This window comes from Polaromonas sp. P1_F6 (genome assembly GCF_056405695.1).
This window is the reverse complement of sequence record NZ_JBFUBQ010000003.1, coordinates 354,057-371,072: the sequence shown is the minus strand read 5'-3', so window position 1 is coordinate 371,072 and position 17,016 is coordinate 354,057. Positions and strand designations below refer to the sequence as shown.

General features: G+C 60.6%; 16 protein-coding genes. 7 read left to right on the top strand and 9 right to left on the bottom strand.

Annotated features, from left to right (window positions below; genetic code table 11):
• Positions 1 to 3: 3 nt before the first annotated feature.
• The 3 genes from AC1DY9_RS11370 to wecB are packed head-to-tail and all read left to right on the top strand — an operon-like array spanning position 4 to position 3,004.
• The gene (locus AC1DY9_RS11370; protein WP_477666541.1) at positions 4 to 861 is read left to right on the top strand and encodes a dTDP-4-dehydrorhamnose reductase family protein; all 858 of its coding nucleotides are present in this window, start codon (positions 4 to 6) and stop codon (positions 859 to 861) included.
• Positions 862 to 870: 9 nt separating this feature from the next.
• Entirely contained in the window at positions 871 to 1,884 is a 1,014-nt protein-coding gene (locus tag AC1DY9_RS11365; protein ID WP_457281241.1) for a polysaccharide biosynthesis protein, read from the top strand.
• Positions 1,877 to 3,004, top strand: a complete 1,128-nt coding sequence (wecB, locus tag AC1DY9_RS11360) for a non-hydrolyzing UDP-N-acetylglucosamine 2-epimerase (protein WP_457281242.1) — start codon at positions 1,877 to 1,879, stop codon at positions 3,002 to 3,004. The genes AC1DY9_RS11365 and wecB overlap by 8 nt, the downstream gene beginning before the upstream one ends.
• 12 nt (positions 3,005 to 3,016) lie before the next feature.
• Here the strand turns inward: wecB and rfbC are convergent, their stop codons facing one another.
• The 5 genes from rfbC to AC1DY9_RS11335 form a co-directional block, all read right to left on the bottom strand.
• The gene (gene rfbC, locus AC1DY9_RS11355; RefSeq protein ID WP_477666540.1) at positions 3,017 to 3,568 is read right to left on the bottom strand and encodes a dTDP-4-dehydrorhamnose 3,5-epimerase; all 552 of its coding nucleotides are present in this window, start codon (positions 3,566 to 3,568) and stop codon (positions 3,017 to 3,019) included.
• Positions 3,565 to 4,452 (bottom strand): glucose-1-phosphate thymidylyltransferase RfbA, encoded by an 888-nt coding sequence (rfbA, locus tag AC1DY9_RS11350; RefSeq protein WP_477666539.1) that lies wholly within the window; start codon positions 4,450 to 4,452, stop codon positions 3,565 to 3,567. The genes rfbC and rfbA overlap by 4 nt, the downstream gene beginning before the upstream one ends.
• Positions 4,453 to 4,460: 8 nt before the next feature.
• The gene (gene rfbD / locus AC1DY9_RS11345) at positions 4,461 to 5,357 is read right to left on the bottom strand and encodes a dTDP-4-dehydrorhamnose reductase (protein WP_477666538.1); all 897 of its coding nucleotides are present in this window, start codon (positions 5,355 to 5,357) and stop codon (positions 4,461 to 4,463) included.
• 9 nt (positions 5,358 to 5,366) lie between these two features.
• Positions 5,367 to 6,431: a dTDP-glucose 4,6-dehydratase gene (gene rfbB, locus AC1DY9_RS11340; RefSeq protein ID WP_477666537.1), complete on the bottom strand. Its 1,065-nt coding sequence runs from the start codon at positions 6,429 to 6,431 to the stop codon at positions 5,367 to 5,369.
• 150 nt (positions 6,432 to 6,581) lie between these two features.
• Positions 6,582 to 8,567, bottom strand: coding sequence for an SDR family oxidoreductase (locus AC1DY9_RS11335; protein WP_457281246.1), 1,986 nt, complete (start codon positions 8,565 to 8,567; stop codon positions 6,582 to 6,584).
• A 248-nt stretch (positions 8,568 to 8,815) separates the two neighbouring features.
• On the opposite strand from AC1DY9_RS11335, the gene AC1DY9_RS11330 reads away from it, so the two are divergent.
• The 4 genes from AC1DY9_RS11330 (at position 8,816) to AC1DY9_RS11315 (ending at position 12,455) form a co-directional block, all read left to right on the top strand.
• Positions 8,816 to 9,319 carry a phasin family protein gene (locus tag AC1DY9_RS11330; RefSeq protein WP_431098472.1) on the top strand — a complete coding sequence of 168 codons (504 nt, stop codon included), beginning with the start codon at positions 8,816 to 8,818 and terminating at the stop codon, positions 9,317 to 9,319.
• Between the two features lie 238 nt (positions 9,320 to 9,557).
• Positions 9,558 to 10,829 carry a patatin-like phospholipase family protein gene (locus tag AC1DY9_RS11325; RefSeq protein ID WP_477666763.1) on the top strand — a complete coding sequence of 424 codons (1,272 nt, stop codon included), beginning with the start codon at positions 9,558 to 9,560 and terminating at the stop codon, positions 10,827 to 10,829.
• 133 nt (positions 10,830 to 10,962) lie between these two features.
• Positions 10,963 to 11,622, top strand: coding sequence for a TetR/AcrR family transcriptional regulator (locus AC1DY9_RS11320; RefSeq protein ID WP_477666536.1), 660 nt, complete (start codon positions 10,963 to 10,965; stop codon positions 11,620 to 11,622).
• Positions 11,623 to 11,681: 59 nt separating this feature from the next.
• A complete protein-coding gene (locus AC1DY9_RS11315; protein WP_477666535.1) occupies positions 11,682 to 12,455 on the top strand; it encodes a tetratricopeptide repeat protein in 774 nt (257 codons plus the stop codon).
• Between the two features lie 337 nt (positions 12,456 to 12,792).
• Here AC1DY9_RS11315 and AC1DY9_RS11310 read toward each other — a convergent pair whose 3' ends face one another.
• The 4 genes from AC1DY9_RS11310 to AC1DY9_RS11295 form a co-directional block, all read right to left on the bottom strand.
• Positions 12,793 to 13,533, bottom strand: a complete 741-nt coding sequence (locus tag AC1DY9_RS11310) for an HAD-IB family hydrolase (RefSeq protein WP_477666534.1) — start codon at positions 13,531 to 13,533, stop codon at positions 12,793 to 12,795.
• Positions 13,467 to 15,005: an ArnT family glycosyltransferase gene (locus tag AC1DY9_RS11305; protein WP_477666533.1), complete on the bottom strand. Its 1,539-nt coding sequence runs from the start codon at positions 15,003 to 15,005 to the stop codon at positions 13,467 to 13,469. Before AC1DY9_RS11305 ends, AC1DY9_RS11310 begins: the two co-directional genes overlap by 67 nt.
• 74 nt (positions 15,006 to 15,079) lie before the next feature.
• Positions 15,080 to 16,030, bottom strand: a complete 951-nt coding sequence (locus AC1DY9_RS11300) for a lysylphosphatidylglycerol synthase transmembrane domain-containing protein (RefSeq protein WP_477666532.1) — start codon at positions 16,028 to 16,030, stop codon at positions 15,080 to 15,082.
• A complete protein-coding gene (locus tag AC1DY9_RS11295) occupies positions 16,027 to 16,905 on the bottom strand; it encodes a decaprenyl-phosphate phosphoribosyltransferase (protein ID WP_477666531.1) in 879 nt (292 codons plus the stop codon). Before AC1DY9_RS11295 ends, AC1DY9_RS11300 begins: the two co-directional genes overlap by 4 nt.
• Between the last annotated feature and the right edge of the window lie 111 nt (positions 16,906 to 17,016).

Here is a 17,016-nt window from a genome sequence, read left to right as displayed (position 1 = left end):
TCGATGAGAGTTCTTGTATTGGGCGCCAGCGGCATGATCGGCAGCGCCATGATCCGCGTCTTGAGCCAGAAAAAGGATTGGCAGGTCTTCGGCAGCATGCGAAATGCCGCGGCGCTGCGCTTTTTTGAGCCCGCCATCACCGAGCGCATGCTGACTTTTGTCGACATCAACAACCGCGACAGCGTCATCCGCGCATTTGCCCACGCCCGACCTGACGTGGTCGTCAACTGTATCGGCCTGACCAAGCACCATACCGAAGCTGATGATCCGTTGCTCGCGATTCCCATCAACGCGTTGCTGCCACACCAGCTCGCCGGGCTGTGCCTGGCGGCGTCGGCACGTTTGATCCATATCAGCACCGACTGCGTCTTCTCGGGCTCCAAGGGGCACTACATCGAAGCCGACGCGGCCGACGCAAAAGATGTCTACGGCAAGTCCAAGCTCCTGGGCGAGGTGCTGGGCCAGGGCGCGATCACTTTGCGCACCTCGACAATAGGCCACGAATTGCAAAGCGCTTACGGGTTGCTGGAATGGTTCCTTGCCCAACAGGGTTCCTGCAAAGGCTTCAACAAGGCCATTTTTTCGGGTCTGCCGAATGTCGTGTTCGCCGAAATCGTCCGCGACATCGTGATTCCACGGCCCGAGCTGACCGGCCTGTACCACGTTGGCGCCTCCCCGATCGGCAAATACGACCTGCTCAAGCTGATCGCCGCAGCCTACGGCAAGGCCATTGATATTCAGATGGACAATACGTTTACGATGGACCGATCGCTCGATTCCAGCCGTTTCCGCGAAGCGACAGGCTACACCGCACCGGCCTGGCCCGAGCTTATCGACATCATGCATTCCTCCAAACTGTAAGAATCAGCCATGTTTGACAACAAAATACTGATGATCACCGGCGGCACCGGCTCGTTCGGCAACGCCGTCCTCAAACGCTTTCTCTCAACCGAAGTGCGCGAAATCCGCATTTTCAGCCGCGACGAAAAAAAGCAGGAAGAGATGCGGATCGCGCTGAACAATGACAAGCTCAAGTTTTACATCGGCGACATCCGCGACTACGACAGCATTCACCAGGCGATGAAGGGTGTTGACTACGTGTTTCACGCGGCAGCACTCAAGCAGGTCCCGTCCTGCGAGTTCTATCCGATGGAGGCGGTGCGTACCAATGTACTGGGCGCGGAGAACGTCATGAACGCAGCGATCGCCCACAACGTCAAGCGCGTCGTCGTCCTGAGCACCGACAAGGCGGTCTATCCGATCAATGCCATGGGTGTGTCCAAGGCAATGATGGAAAAACTCATGGTCGCCAAGGCACGCATGCAAAACGATGGCGAGACCGTGCTTTGCGCCACGCGTTATGGCAACGTCATGGCGTCGCGCGGCTCGGTGATCCCGTTGTTCGTCTCGCAGCTCAAGAGCGGCGCGCCGCTGACCGTGACCGACGCCAGCATGACCCGCTTCCTGATGTCACTCGACGATTCAGTCGACCTGGTGCTGCACGCGTTCGAGCACGGCCAGCAGGGCGACATTTTTGTGCAGAAGGCGCCGGCCTCGACTGTCGCCGACCTCGCGCAAGCGCTCAAGGACATTTTTGGCGGCAACGACCAACCCACCAAGATCATTGGCACGCGCCATGGCGAAAAGCTCTACGAAACGCTGGTGTCGCGCGAGGAAATGGCCCGGATCGACGACATGGGCGCGTACTACCGCATTCCCGCAGACAACCGCGATCTCAATTACGCCAAGTATTTCAGCGACGGTGAGGAACGGATCTCGCAACTGGACGACTACACATCGCACAACACCGAGCGGCTCAATGTCGCCCAGGTCAAGGCGCTTTTGGGAAAACTGGATTTTATTGAGGAGGCACTTCGTGTTTAAAGTGATGACGGTAGTCGGGACCCGGCCCGAATTGATCAAGATGAGCCGCGTGATTGCGGCGCTCGACAAGCACACCCAGCACATTCTTGTGCACACGGGCCAGAATTTCGACTACGAACTGAACCAGATTTTTTTCGAAGACCTGCAGATTCGCAAGCCCGACCACTTTCTCAATGCGGTCGGTGAAAACGCGGCCCAGACCATCGGCCAGATCATCATGAAGGCCGATGAGGTGTTCCAGGCCGAGAAGCCCGACGCCGTCCTGCTCTACGGCGACACCAACTCATGCCTGGCAGTGATCGCGGCCAAACGGCGGAAAATCCCGGTGTTCCACATGGAGGCAGGCAACCGCTGCTTCGACCAGCGCGTTCCCGAAGAACTCAACCGAAAGGTGCTCGACCACCTGTCGGACATCAACATGGTCCTGACGGAACATGCACGGCGCTACCTCATCGCCGAAGGCGTGCGGCCCGAAACCATCATCAAGACCGGCTCGCACATGCGTGAGGTCGTCGACCACTACCGCCCGCAAATCGACAAGTCCGACATCATTTCGCGCCTGTCCCTCAAGCCCAATGAATTTTTCCTGGTCAGCGCGCATCGCGAGGAAAACGTTGACTCGCCCGACGCGCTGAAGGACCTGCTCGAGACCTTGACCGAGCTTGTCAAAAAGTATGGCTTCCCGGTGATCGTTTCCACCCATCCGCGCACGCGAAAACGGCTGGAGGAGGCTGGTTACGAAGGGCTGGACAAGCGCATCGTGTTCGGCAAGCCACTCGGTTTTTTCGACTACATGAAGCTGCAGGTCGAAGCCAAATGCGTGCTGTCCGACAGCGGCACGATCACGGAAGAAACTTCGCTGCTCAACCTCTGCTCCATCACCCTGCGCAATGCCCACGAGCGCCCGGAAGGAATGGATGTCGGCACCCTCATCATGAGCGGCCTCAAGAAGGACCGCGTGATAGACGCCATCGAGATCGTGACGTCGCAATATGACCGCAACCGGCGCCCGGTGCTACCCATCTCCGACTACGAAAACCCGTTCGTCTCGACGCAGATCGTGCGTGTCGTGACGAGCTACATCGACTACATCAACCGGGTCGTCTGGTCGAAGAAGTAGTGCGCGAAGACGTTACGGTGGAAGCTCCGCCTGCGCCGACGCCAAGCCGCGGCAATCCCTGGCAGAAAGCAGAGGCTCGTCCCCTCCTGCCAGTGGCCACGCAATCGCCAGATCCGGATCATCCCAACGGATGCATCGTTCGTGTTCTGCAGCGTAGTAGTCGGTGGTTTTGTATAACACGTCGGCAAACTCGCTGAGCACCAGGAATCCGTGCGCAAAACCAGGGGGTATCCACAGCTGCCGGCGATTGTCTTCGGTCAATTCAACACCAACCCATTTCAGGAAGGTGGCGGATGAGCGTCTCAAGTCAACCGCCACATCAAACACCTTGCCTTGAACAACCCGTACCAATTTTCCTTGCGGCTGGCCGATTTGATAATGCAGGCCTCGCAACACGCCCCTGCTTGAGCGCGAATGATTATCCTGAACGAACTCTGCAGAAACCCCGGTAGTTTGCACAAAGTCTCGGGTATTAAAACTTTCAAGAAAGAAACCACGCCCATCAAAAAAAACTTGCGGCTCAATCACCAGCATGCCGGGCAAGTCGGTAGGAATGACTTTCACGGCACCATACCCTCCTTAAGAATCCGCAGCAAGTATCGGCCATAGCCGTTCTTCGTCAGAGGCAAAGCCAATGCCTCCAGCTGCACATCGGTAATAAATCGCTGCCGCCAAGCGATTTCCTCAGGACATGCAATCTTCAATCCTTGTCGGTGCTCAAGGGTTGAAATAAACTGACCGGCCTCCAGCAGACTGTCATGTGTGCCAGTATCCAACCACGCGTATCCACGTTGCAGGATTTTGACGTCGAGTTCTCCCGCCTGCATGTACATCTGATTCACAGCGGTGATTTCAAGCTCACCTCGAGCGCTAGGTCGAATGGTCTTCGCGATATCGACGACACGGTTGTCGTAGAAATAGAGCCCGGTCACAGCGAAGCTGCTCCTCGGGTGCTTCGGTTTCTCCTCAATACTGCTAGCCCGTCCGCTGGCGTCAAAAGATACGACGCCGTAGCGTTCGGGCTCCTGCACGTGATAAGCAAAAATCGTAGCTCCAGAACTTTGGGTGCCAGCGGTTGTCAGCAATTCAGCCAGGTTGTGCCCATAAAAAATATTGTCGCCAAGGACAAGAGCACTACTTGATCCGCCGATGAATTCTTCACCAATTAGAAAAGCCTGCGCCAACCCCTCAGGACTGGGCTGTACCGCATACTGAAAATTCATTCCCCAATGAGATCCATCCCCAAAAAGCTGGAAGAAACGCGGAGTGTCCTGAGGCGTGCTGATAATCAGGATATCCCGTATACCCGCCAACATAAGGGTACTCAGCGGGTAGTAGATCATGGGCTTGTCATACACCGGCAGCAGCTGCTTGCTGATGGCCAATGTCGCCGGATGCAGCCTAGTACCCGAGCCACCGGCCAGGATGATGCCTTTACGTTGGGTCATATGAGGGATCAGGTTAATTCGGCCAGCATGCGAGCCACGCCGTGCTGCCAAGGCGGCGGCCGCAGACCGAACACAGCGCAAAGTTTAGAGGTATTCAAGCGCGAATTCTGCGGGCGCAGGGCCAGCGTGGGAAAAGTCGAGGCGGGAATAGCGTCAACAGTATCCACGGAGGTTTGGAGTGCCATCCCGCTTTTTACTGCGCAGTCAATGACGAATCGCGCGTATCCGTGCCAGGACGTCTCACCCGCGGCGACCACATGATAAGTCCCCGCCACGCGCGCATTAGGTCCCATCATCGCAACACGCAGCATGTGAGCCGTCACATCAGCCAGCAGATCTGCTCCCGTCGGCGCACCAAACTGGTCGTCGACGACTGCCAGGCGATCACGCTCCGTAGCGAGGCGCAGTATCGTTCTGGGGAAATTACCATCCCGCGCTGCATAAACCCAGCTGGTCCGCAAAATCAGGTGGTGAGGGCATTGGGTCGCGATGCGCTGCTCGCTCTCAAGCTTGGTTCGACCATAAACATTGAGCGGGCCGGTCAGGTCGGTTTCTTCCCAAGGTCTGCTGCCACTTCCGTCGAACACATAGTCCGTCGAATAATGCACCAGCCATGAACCGATAATGCCAGCGGCCTCCGCTAGCACGCCCGGTGCTTGGGCATTGATAACATGCGCTAGGGTCGCGTCGCCCTCGGCCTTGTCGACGTCTGTATAGGCTGCGGCATTAATGATGAATGCAGGTCGGACACGTCCCACTGTCTCACGGATCCCGCTCAGGTTGGCAAGGTCACCGCACAGGTCTTTGCTGTGCCGATCCAGGGCAACCAGCTCACCAAGAGGTGCCAGGCTACGCTGCAGTTCCCAACCCAACTGTCCGTTCTTGCCAAAGAGCAATATCTTCATGCGGGGCGATCAAAGAACATCCGCCGCATGCCGGGCCCCGACCCAATCGCGACAGGCACCACTTTGTGCGCGTGTTATCCATTCGGGATTTTCCAGATACCACTGTACAGTCTTGCGAATGCCGGTTTCGAAGGTTTCAGTCGGCCTCCACCCCAGCTCCTGTGTGATCTTGCGGGCATCAATAGCATAGCGTCGGTCGTGCCCGGGCCTGTCTTTGACAAAGATCACCTGCTCGCGATAACTGCCACGGTCACGTGGGCACAACTCATCCAGCACGGCACAGACCGCGTGAACGATTTCGAGGTTTGGCTTTTCGTTGCCACCTCCTATGTTGTAGGTTTCTCCGGGTGTTCCGGCTTCAAGCACACGGCGGATTCCGCTGCAGTGGTCTCGGACATGCAGCCAGTCGCGCACATGCTGGCCATCCCCATACACCGGCAGGGGCTTGCCCGCCAGCGCATTGACAATCATGAGGGGAATCAGTTTTTCGGGAAAATGATAGGGGCCGTAGTTGTTGGCGCAGTTGGTGGTGAGCACTGGCAGGCCATAAGTCTGGTGGTAAGCCCGAACAAGATGATCACCGGCAGCCTTGCTGGCTGAATAAGGACTGTTCGGCTCGTAGCGGCTCGTCTCTTTGAAAGAAGGATCTGCCGGCTGCAGCGAACCATAGACTTCATCTGTAGATATCTGTAGAAAGCGAAAAGCGCCACGGGCATCGCCATGCAGGCCGGTCCAGAACTGCCGTACAGCTTCCAGCAGGCGAAATGTACCAATGATATTGGTTTGAATAAACGCTTCAGGGTCTTCGATGGACCGGTCAACATGAGATTCCGCGGCAAAGTGGATGACGGCGCGTGGCGTGTGCCTGGCCAGCAGGTCCGCAACAAGAAGGCCGTCGCAGATGTCTCCCCTGACAAAAATATGACGCGAATCACCCTGCAGAGGTGCCAAAGCTTCCATATTGCCGGCGTAGGTGAGCTTGTCCAGGTTGACGATCGGTTCCTCGTGGCTTGCCAGCCAGTCAAGAACAAAATTAATGCCAACGAAGCCCGCGCCTCCGGTAACCAGAATCATGTACTCACCTTCTACGTGCCGGTGCAGCGTGACACCACGCTCGCATTATGCCCTCGCCCTGCGGTGAGGCGATGAAAAAGCGGGCGAGCCAAGAGAGCTGCGAGCAGGTGACACCCGTTAAAAGCGCTGATCACGCGCTTATTCGCTTTCTCAGAAATGAATCCCGCGCATCATCTGCTGCATCGCCACCGCTTCGGCCGACAGCGTCGGTTTGGCGCTCTTGTCGCCCTTGGCAGCCGATGAGTCGGGGAACATACGGAAGCTGGTGTTCATGGCGATCTGGGCGATGCGTGGCACCAGCGCATGCATGAGCTGGCCGGTGATGCCCAGGCGGGTGGCCACGCGTACCGGCTTGAAGATGCAGGCCTGCGCAATCATGTCGGCGGCCTCTTCAGGGGAGAGCGTGGGCACGTTGTTGTACAGGTTGGTCGGCGCGATCATGGGCGTGCGCACCAGCGGCATGTTGATGGTGGTAAAGCTGATGCCGACGTCGGCAAATTCACTGGATGCGCAGCGCGTCCAGGCGTCCAGCGCGGCCTTGGAGGCTACATAGGCCGAAAAGCGCGGCGCATTGGTCAGCACACCGATGGAGCTGATGTTGACCACATGGCCCTTGCGCTTGGCCGCCATGCCGGGCAACAGCCCCATGGTCACGCGCAGGCAGCCAAAGTAATTGAGCTGCATGGTGCGCTCGTAATCGTGAAAACGGTCGTAGCTGGCCTCAATGGCGCGGCGGATGGAGCGGCCCGCGTTGTTGATGAGGAAGTCCACGCCGCCATGGTTGGCGATCAGTTCCTTGATGAAACGGTCGCAATCCACCATGTCGGCGATGTCGGCCGGGTAAGCCACGAAGTTATAGCCCTTGGCCTTGGCTTCCTTGCAGGCTTCGTCGAGCTTGTCCTGGTCGCGCCCGCAGATGATGGTGATGGCACCCGCATCGGCAAACTTGTGCGCCGCCGCCAGACCGATGCCGGATGAACCACCGGTGACCAGCACCACCTTGCCATTGACGGTGCCGCGCAGCGACCGGTCGATATGCAGGTCTGGATCCAGGTGGCGTTCCCAGTAATCCCAGAGGCGCCAGGCGTAGTCTTTCAGGTTGGGACATTCGATGTTCGAACCCTTGAGCGCAGCCATGGTGTCGCGGCAGTCAAAGCGGGTCGGGTAGTTGACAAACGTCAGCATGTCTTCCGGCAGGCCCAGGTCGGCCAGCACCGCATTGCGTACGCGGCGCACCGGCGCAAGTGCCATCAGGCTCTTTTTGACGCCGCGCGGAATGAAGCCCAGCAGGGCGGCATTCACGAACAGGTTCATCTTGGGCGCATGGGCCGCGCGGCTGAAGATGTCCAGCACATCACCGACGCGGTAACCCACCGGGTCCACCAGGTGAAAGCATTTTTTGGCAATGCCGGTTTTGTGGCTGAGGTGGTCCAGCGCATCGACAACAAAGTCGACCGGAACGATATTGACTCGCCCGCCTTCCAGCCCCACCGCCGGCATCCAGGGCGGCAGCAGCTGCCGCATGCGCTGAATCAGCTTGAAGAAGTAATAAGGCCCGTCGATCTTGTCCATTTCGCCGGTGGTGCTGTCGCCGACCACCATGGCGGGGCGAAACACCGTCCACGGAACCTTGCATTCCTTGCGCACGATTTTTTCGCTCTCGTGCTTGGTCATGAAATACGGGTGTTCGTAGTTTTCAGCTTCCTCGAACATGTCCTCGCGGAACACGCCTTCATAGAGGCCGGCAGCGGCGATGGAGCTCACATGGTGAAAGTGGCCGGCGTCAATCGCCTTGGCAAACTCCACCGTGTTGCGGGTGCCGTCAATGTTGACGGCCACCTGGCTTTCCTCGTCGGCGCTCAGGTCATACACGGCGGCGAGATGGTAAAAATGCCCGATCTCGCCCTTGAGTTTCTTGATGTCTTCACTGCTGACACCCAGCTTTTTGCTGGTCAGGTCGCCGTGCACGGCCACCGCACGGGCAGCAGGCACGCCCCAGTACTCGCGCAGCGCCGCCACTTTGCCGGCGCTTTCCTTGCGGATCAGGAAATGAACGGTCGTTCCTTTTCGTTCCAGAAGTTTTTTTACCAGGCGCTTGCCAATGAAGCCTGTGGCCCCTGTAACGAAATAATGCATTTGTGTTTCCTCCGCTGAACGGCCAAGTCAAAAAGTGATTCTTGCTTAAACGGCATGACTCTCTATTCAGCAGAAACCCGCGCTCAGCCTGACTGCACGTGCTTTTCCGTAGAGCCGCATGCCTAGAACCTGTTCACGGTTCTAGAACGCCGCACCTAAACGCCACCGCGAGGAGGGCTTATATTTTCCCCATGCGTGCGGCATACTGCCCGCGAAGTTCCATAACCACAAACTGTCTGGAGTAAACCATGGTCAAGAAACTGCAAAAAATGAGCGCCGACAAGAAGTCCGGCCCACAGCTGTCCGGTGCTGTCAAGGAATCCGCCCAGCAAATCTGGCTGGCCGGCCTCGGCGCATTCTCGAAAGCGCAGGAAGAAGGCGGCAAAGTGTTTGAGACCCTGGTCAAGGAAGGCCTGTCCATCCAGCGCAAGACCCAGGCCGTGGCTGAAGGCAAAATTTCTGAAGCCACCAACAAGATGGCCAGCATGGCCACCGACATCCAGTCCAAGGCCGGCCACCAGTGGGACAAGCTGGAAAATATCTTTGAAGACCGCGTAGCCAAGGCCCTGAACAAACTCGGCGTACCTTCCGCCAAAGACGTGGACGCCCTGATCGCACGCATTGACGAGCTCAACCGCAATGTGCAAAAAATGGGCGGCAAGCCAGCAGCCAAAACCGCAGCGGCAAAACCCGCAGCAAAAAAGGCGGCCCGCCCCGCGGCCAAACGCCCAGCCGCACGCAAATCGGCTTAAGCACGGCGGCCTCACAAGAAAAGGGACATGCCGTCCCTTTTTTTACGCCTGCGCGCAATCACCCAGCGCCCTGACTTTGCTGCAAAGCAGCAAATAGTTCCAGGGCCGCCGTCTACACTTTCCAGCCATGACCCAAGCGAAGCCCGCAAAAAATAAACGCCCTGCAAAACCGCGCATCGCCCTTGCGTTGTCGGGCGGTGGTCATCTAGCTGCTACGCAGCCAGCCGACCCGGCAAAGATGACGAAACGGTGCGCCGCCCGGCCGCGCATTGCTTTGGCACTCTCTGGCGGCGGCCCGTTGGGCGCCATCTACGAAATCGGTGCGCTGTGCGCGCTCGACGAATCCCTGCAGGGGCTTTCATTCACCGAACTGGACCACTATGTCGGCGTGTCAGCCGGCGGTTTTATCGCGGCGGGCCTTGCCAACGGCATGACGCCGCGCGAACTGTGTGCCGCCTTCATTGAAAACGGCGACCAGGCGTCGGAGGTGTTTGACCCGGCCTGGCTCATGGTGCCGGCCTATGGCGAATTTTTGCGGCGCGGCATCATGCTGCCCGGCCTGCTGGCGTCGGCGGCCTGGCGCGCCACCTTCGGGCGCAAGTCACTGGTCAATGCGCTGGAGGCGCTGGGCCCGGCCTTGCCCACCGGCGTTTTCTCCAATGACGAAATCGACACGCGCCTGACCGCATTGTTTTCCAAACCCGGCCGCACCAACGACTTTCGCCAGCTCCGCACACGGCTGACACTGGTCGCGACGAATCTTGACAGCGGGGACGCCGCGCCCTTCGGCCGCCCCGGCTGGGACCACGTGCCCATTTCCAAAGCCGTGCAGGCCAGCTCGGCCCTGCCGGGCCTGTTTCCGCCGGTGGAGATCGACAGCCACTACTACGTGGACGGCGCGCTGAAAAAGACCATGCACGCCGGCGTGGCACTGGACGACGGCGTTGACCTGATGTTTTGCCTGAACCCGCTGGTGCCCTTCAACGCCACCCGCGCACCCGCACTGGCCATGAACCAGCGCGTCATGCGCCGCGGCCTGCCGGCTGAAAAGCAGGCCATTCCGCGCATCGTGCACGGCGGCCTGCCCGCCGTGATGAGCCAGACCTTCCGCTCGATGATCCACTCGCGGCTGGAGCTCGGCATGAAGCACTACGCGCACGCCTATCCCGGCACTGACATCGTGCTGATGGAACCCGACGCCCGCGACACCGAGATGTTCCTGGCCAATACCTTCAGTTACCGGCAGCGCCGCGAGCTGGCCGAACACGCCTACCAGAACACCCGTCAAATGCTGCGCTCGCGCAAGACCACGCTGTCTGCCACGCTGGCGCGGCACGGCGTGTCGCTGAACCTGGACGTTCTGGAAGACCCCAGGCGCCACCTGGTGGCGGAAAGGCCTGCCGCCACCCGCGTGGGCCGCGCCATTGCCTCGCTCGAAGACGTGATGGAAGATCTGAGCCACGCGCTGCGGCCCGCCGCGCACAAGCTGCCCGCGTCGGCCCGGGCTTAACCCAAAGGTTTGCCAAAGGTGCATGCCATGCCGTTCACCCTGTTGCAAACCGCCGTGCGGATTGATGGACTTCCCTAGTGTCGCCCGGGGAAACGCTGGGTTAGAGTAAAGAACAACACGAGGTAGACAACTTATGGCGAAAAAAGCGCCGCGCCGTACAGCAGAGCGGATCCTGGAGGTCACCCTGGACCTGTTCAACCGCTTTGGCGAGCCCAATGTGTCGACCACGCTGATCTCCGCCGAGCTCAGCATCAGCCCAGGCAACCTGTACTACCACTACCCCGCCAAAGACGAGCTCATCAACTCGCTGTTTGACCGCTACGAAAAATCCCTGAGCGAGCTGCTCAATGCCAGCGACGGCGTTCGCGACGTGGAAGACGCCTGGTTTTTCATGCATACGCTGTTCGAGCTGATCTGGCAGTACCGCTTTTTGTACCGCGACCTCAATGACCTGCTGAGCAAGAACCGCCGCCTCGAAACCCACTTCCAGTGGGTGCTCAAAAACAAGACCCGCGCCGTGAAAGCCCTGCTGGACGGCATGAGCCGCTCAGGCGCCGTGACGATTGATTCGCGCGAGGTCGAGGCCACGGCCACCAGCATGGTGGTGGTGCTCACTTACTGGCTGAGCTTTGAGTACGTGCGCGACCCACGCAACGCGCTGGAACCTGCCAACGCGCAGGCCGCCCTGCTGCGCGGTGCGCACCACGTGCTCAACCTGCTGATTCCCTATCTTGAGCAAGGCCAGCGCGCGCATCTGCAGGCGCTGGTCGGGGCTTACAGCAACCCGGCTTGAATTCCGTCAAACTGCCGTCATTCATAACACCAACAATTTTTACCAAGGAGACAACACACATGGCCAAATGGACTGCCTTTCCCCACGCCGGCGACTACACATTTGATGCTGCCAGCCTGAAGAAGAGCTGGGCCCGACTGCACCAGGGCGACTGTGAGCCCCTGCCCAAGGATGCCGATGTATTGCAGGCCTGGGTGCTGTTTCATAACGGCGACTTTCAGAAAGCGGCTGAAGCCGGCGCCAAGGCCGGCGGCGACGGCATCACCGTGGCCAACAAGGCCACCAGCATGTACGCCACCTACCTGGAAACCAAGGAAAAAGCCAAGCTGGACATGTTCATGGAAGTGGCCGCACGCGCCGAAGCCCAGCAAAAAGCTGACCCGAAGAACGCCAACGCGTGGTACTGGCAGGCCTACGCGCTGGGCCGCTACAGCCAGGGCATCAGCGTGGCCAAGGCGCTGGCCCAAGGCCTCGGGACCAAGGTGAAGAATTCGCTGGAGCAAGCCATCAAGCTGTCGCCCAAGCACGCAGACGCGCACATTGCACTGGCGGCCTTCCATGCCGAGGTGATCGACAAGGTGGGTTCGCTGATCGGCGGCATGACCTATGGCGCCAAAAAAGACATCGGCCTGGCGCTCTACAAGGACGCGCTCAAGCTGCACCCGGGCTCGGCCATCGGCATGATCGAATACGCCAATGGCCTGGTCATGCTGGAAGGCGACAAGAGAATGAAGGAAGCCACCAAGCTGTACGAGCAGGCCGCAGCCAGCAAGCCGCTGGACGCCACTGAACGGCTGGACGTGGAGATGGCCAAGGCCGAACTCGAAGACTGAGCCGGCAGCGAAGCTTCACTCAACACTCCCGGCAGGGCCCGCGCGTCGCAAGGCGCACGGGCCTTGCCTGTTTTTTGCTATGGTTTTGATAGCTACTTGCGCAAGTGAATATTGGGCTGGAGGCCAAATTGATGCTCAAAAACAGGTCGAAGTGGCCTTCAAACTGGTGCTTTGGAGCCGGTTTTGGCGATTTTCAGCATCGCAAAGCAGGTTTTGAGGCATTTTTTGAGTGCCAAACAGGGCTGAAAGGCATAGGGGTCTTGCGCAAGTAGCTATCAAAACCATAGCACCATGTGAACCGACCTGCGTCAGGCGCCGGCCAGGCCGGCTCAAGCCCTCACACCGGCCGTGCCGCATCCACCCAAGGCTTGCCCCGGTACCACGCATGCCGGGCCAGCCGCAGCATGGGCTTGTCGCCGGAGGTATCGCCGTAGGCATACAGGGTGACGCCGTCCAGCGCTGTTTCCCCATAGCGCGCCAGCGCCCAGGCCTGCAGTCGCAGCACCTTCTGCTCGCCATGGCAGTTGGGGGTGCTCATGCGACCAGTGAGGCGGCCGGTGAGATGCCCGTCCTCACCCTCGTCCACCACTTCCATTTCCGTGCAGAGCAGCGCGTCAAACCCCAGCTGCCGTGCCACCACGGGCAGGTAGATGTCGGGCGACGCGCTGACCATGACGCAGCAATGCCCGGCCTCGCGGTGCCAGGCCAGGCGCGCCATGGCGTCCTCGCGCAGCTGGCCGGGAAAATCGTGGGCCAGCCAGCGGGCCGTCCAGCTCTCCATCTCGGCCAGGCTGCGGCCGGCCAGCGTGGCCTGCATCAGCTTGCCTTTGGCGACGTGGTTGGGCACCAGGCGCAGCGCATAGCCGGCCAACCAGGGAAGGCAGCGCAACACGGCCACCAGGAACCGCGGCCAGCCCAGGCCGCGCGCCAGGAAAGGCATGAAGGTGTCGCGCCGGGTCAGCGTGCCGTCGAAGTCAAAGGCCGCAACGACGGGACCGGCCCCGGCAGCGCTCACCTCGTGCATCGCACCTGCCCGCAGTAGCGCACGCAGAACGGGCAGCCCGTCATCGGCAGCCACGAAGGGATGTTGAAGTAGCGCTTGAAAATCGTGCCCAGCACACCTTCGCGGTAGGCCTGGTATTTAAAGCCCGTGCCTTCAACCGCGTAAAAGGGCACGCCGTCCTGCTCGAAGCTGAGCACACGCACCGACTCGAAGTAAGGCGAAAACTCTTCCAGCTTCGGCTTGTCGGCAACGATGACACGCACCGTCTTGCCCTGGTAGAGCGAAAAGTCGACCAGCATGTCGTCCTGGCGCGCATGGAACTTGCCGACGCCGAACACCGGCATGTATTCGCGGCGTTCGAAACCGAAAATCGACGCGGGCGTGTAGGCCTCGCCCATCAGCACCACGCCGGGCACGGTGACCTGCTGCAGCATTTCGGCGGTCTTGTAGCTGCGGATGATCTGCGGATAAAGCTTGGTCGTTTTCCAGGTATCCAGCGACGTCATGTACAGCCCGGCCACCGCCAGCACATGCAGGCCGGCAAACACGGCCAGCCCCTTGGCGCAGGCCTTGAGCCTGTCAGCCGGCAAGGCAAACGCCAAAAAGGCGAAGCCAAAAGGGTAAAACGACAGCACCCAATGCAGGCCAATCACCTTCTTGCCTGACAGCAGCGCAAAAAACAGCAGCGGCACCACCACCAGGCAGGCCAGCAGGCGCTGGTTCCGTGCGGCGGCCATCAGCGCATCACGGTAGCGCACAGCCATCCACACCGCCACGGGCGTGATCAGGTAGACCATCATGCCGATGTAAGTCAGCGGCTTGCGCCATTCGAACACCGCGTCTTCATTGCGGTTGTAGACGTTGAACATGATGTTCGACCAGCCGTGCGACATGTTGTAGGTGATGTTGATCGCCGGGCCGGGCAAGGCACACAGCACCAGCAGCGCAAAACCCGCGAGCCGCTCACGCCGGTACAACACGAAGTAAACGAAGTAGGTGAAGCCAAGCACCACCGAGAAATACTTCGACAGGAAGGCACAGCCCAGGAAAAGGCCCGACAGGGCGTAGAGGCCGTAAGCGGCGCGGTCCAGCTGCGCCCGTCGCTCGGCGCGCATCAGCGCGGCCACCGACAGTGCCGACCAGAAAATCAGCGGTGTGTCGGTGGTGATCAGGACGTTAAGCCAGTTCAGCGGCGCCAGCCAGAAAAACAGCACGGCCCAGGCAGCGCGCACCTTGCCCGCCGGCTTGAGGGCCCACCAAAGCGCCCCGCCCAGAGCCAGCGGCAGCAGCACGATGGGCAAGCGTATCGACCAGAGGCTGTCGCCCAGCGTGGCGCGCATCAGCGCGATCAGCCAACCCACCATGGGCGGGTGGTCTGAATAACCCCACGCGGGGTACACCCCCCACCAATAGAAAAAGGCCTCGTCACCGGTGACCGGAAAGGTGACGGCGATCCAGAACCGCAGCAGCAGTGACAGAAGGCCGGCGGCCAGCAGCCAGCGGCTCAGCGAAACGGGAAAAGCGGCGGTGTCTTGGTTCTGGGGCATGAAAACTAGGGGAACGGGTAGGTCTGGCGGCTTTGCATGGTGCGGGGAAGGCCAGGAAAGAAGGCCCGCAGGGGCTAGCGAAAACTGATTTCCTTGCGGATGGCCGCACTATAAAGCAAGGCCACCACGCCAATGGCGACGGCCAGCCACAGGGTCAGCAGCCGCACCAGCACCGTGATGGAAAGGGCTGCAGCCGGTGTGGCGCCCTGTGCCACCAGCAGGCCGGTCAGCACGGCTTCGGTGCCGCCCAGGCCCGCCGGCAAGGCAGACAGCGCACCGGCCACCATGGCGGTCGCGTAAAACCCGGTGGCCGTCAGCAGGCCGAGGGGGACATTCATCTCGCGGCATACCAGCCAGACCGCGACGCCCTGGGCTGCCCAGGCCGCGAACGTCAGGCCAAACCAGAGCAGCGGACGCACCGCCAGGCACAACCAGGCTTCCTGCAGCCAGGCAAAGCGCAGGAACAGCCGTGCGCGGTGCTTGAACAGCAGGCCCAGCACCAACGCCAGCAGCAGGGCTGCGGCAGCCAGCAGCCCGGCCAGCCAGGCGGGTGATGCCGGCATCGCGCCATGGTTCAGGCCCCACCACACGGCGGGCAAACACAGCAGCAACAGGCACAGCAAATCGGCCAGCCGCTCGGCGCCGAAGATGGCCAGGCTTTGCGCGGTGCCTAGCGGGCGCTGGGCCAGCATCAGGCCGCGCACCGCTTCACCCACATTGCCCGGCGTGGGCGTGAAGGCATAACCGGCCAGGTAGAGCCTCAGCCCCTGCAGCCAGCCGAAATGGCGCCCGAAGTGGGCCATCCAGAGCCGCCAACGGAGGCCTCGCAGCAAATAGTTGAGCAGGCAAAGGCCTGCTGCCTGGGCGCCCGTCCACGACCACAGCAACGCGAGCGAGGCCCTGGGGCTGTCACCCCAGATCAGCAGCACGGCCGCATAAGCCGTGGCTACCACGCCGAGCACCAGCAACAGCTGCTTGAACGGCAAGGTACCGCGCGCGGGCGGCGGAGCGCCCTCGGGAATCACAGGCGGCGGCTCAGGAAAATGGCCAGCCAGAGCGCGCCGGCCGCCAGGATCCACGGGTCCCGCAGCATGTCACGCGCCACGTCTTCGCCGCGGCCGCGGTGCACCTGGTAGGTGTAGCGCAGCATGCCGAAAATGACCACCGGCACGGTGTAGAGCAGGCGCTCGCCATGCTGCAGCTGCGCCTCGGGGCTGGTGGCAAACAGGCTGTAGGTGGTGAGCGTGGCTGTCATGGTCGCGGCCATAAAGGTGTCGAGCAGGGCCGCCGGGTAGTGCGCCAGCACGGCGCGCTGGCTGGCTTCTTCATGAAAAGTTTCGGCCTTGCGTTTGGAAAAACCGAGGAACAGGGCCACAAAAATGCCGGTGAGCAGCAGCCAGCGCGAAGGCGGAATCCCCACCGCCACGGTGCCGGCAAGCAGGCGCAGCATGAAGCCCGAGGCAATGATGGACACATCGACCACCGGCACCTGCTTGAGCCGCCACGAATACGCCAGGTTCAGCACCGTGTACAGGCCCAGCAGCACCAGCAGCGTGCGGTTGCCCGCGGCCAGCAGCAGGCCCGCCATCAGCAACAGGACCGCCAGCACCAGCGCCACCGGGGCAGCCACTGCGCCGCTGGCCAGCGGCCGGTGGCGCTTGGTGGGGTGCAGGGCGTCGCTCGCGCGGTCATGCCAGTCGTTGATGATGTAGACCATGCTTGAGAGGCAGCAGAACGCCGCAAAGGCGTAGAAGACGCGCAGGTCCAGCGCGGTGTCCTGCCAGTTCTGGCTGAACACCAGGCCGGCAAACACAAAGGCGTTTTTGAGCCACTGGTGCGGCCGCATGAGCCGTATCAGCGCAAGCGGGGAAGAGGACGAAGAAGGGGACAAGGAAGACATCAGGATGGGCGAAAACGCCCCGGAGGAAAGCGACGTTGAAGCATACCTGACAGGACCGGCGCCAGATATCCGGGAATGCGGCCAAAATAGGCGATGGATTCCGCGCCTTCC

Coding starts and splice junctions, on each gene's coding strand:
- AC1DY9_RS11370 (WP_477666541.1), top strand. CDS start 4: ATGAGAGTTCTTGTATTGGGCGCCAGCGGCATGATCGGCAGCGCCATG.
- AC1DY9_RS11365 (WP_457281241.1), top strand. CDS start 871: ATGTTTGACAACAAAATACTGATGATCACCGGCGGCACCGGCTCGTTC.
- rfbA (WP_477666539.1), bottom strand. CDS start 4,452: ATGACCCAACGTAAAGGCATCATCCTGGCCGGTGGCTCGGGTACTAGG.
- rfbD (WP_477666538.1), bottom strand. CDS start 5,357: ATGAAGATATTGCTCTTTGGCAAGAACGGACAGTTGGGTTGGGAACTG.
- rfbB (WP_477666537.1), bottom strand. CDS start 6,431: ATGATTCTGGTTACCGGAGGCGCGGGCTTCGTTGGCATTAATTTTGTT.
- AC1DY9_RS11335 (WP_457281246.1), bottom strand. CDS start 8,567: ATGCATTATTTCGTTACAGGGGCCACAGGCTTCATTGGCAAGCGCCTG.
- AC1DY9_RS11330 (WP_431098472.1), top strand. CDS start 8,816: ATGGTCAAGAAACTGCAAAAAATGAGCGCCGACAAGAAGTCCGGCCCA.
- AC1DY9_RS11325 (WP_477666763.1), top strand. CDS start 9,558: ATGACGAAACGGTGCGCCGCCCGGCCGCGCATTGCTTTGGCACTCTCT.
- AC1DY9_RS11320 (WP_477666536.1), top strand. CDS start 10,963: ATGGCGAAAAAAGCGCCGCGCCGTACAGCAGAGCGGATCCTGGAGGTC.
- AC1DY9_RS11315 (WP_477666535.1), top strand. CDS start 11,682: ATGGCCAAATGGACTGCCTTTCCCCACGCCGGCGACTACACATTTGAT.
- AC1DY9_RS11305 (WP_477666533.1), bottom strand. CDS start 15,005: ATGCCCCAGAACCAAGACACCGCCGCTTTTCCCGTTTCGCTGAGCCGC.
- AC1DY9_RS11295 (WP_477666531.1), bottom strand. CDS start 16,905: ATGTCTTCCTTGTCCCCTTCTTCGTCCTCTTCCCCGCTTGCGCTGATA.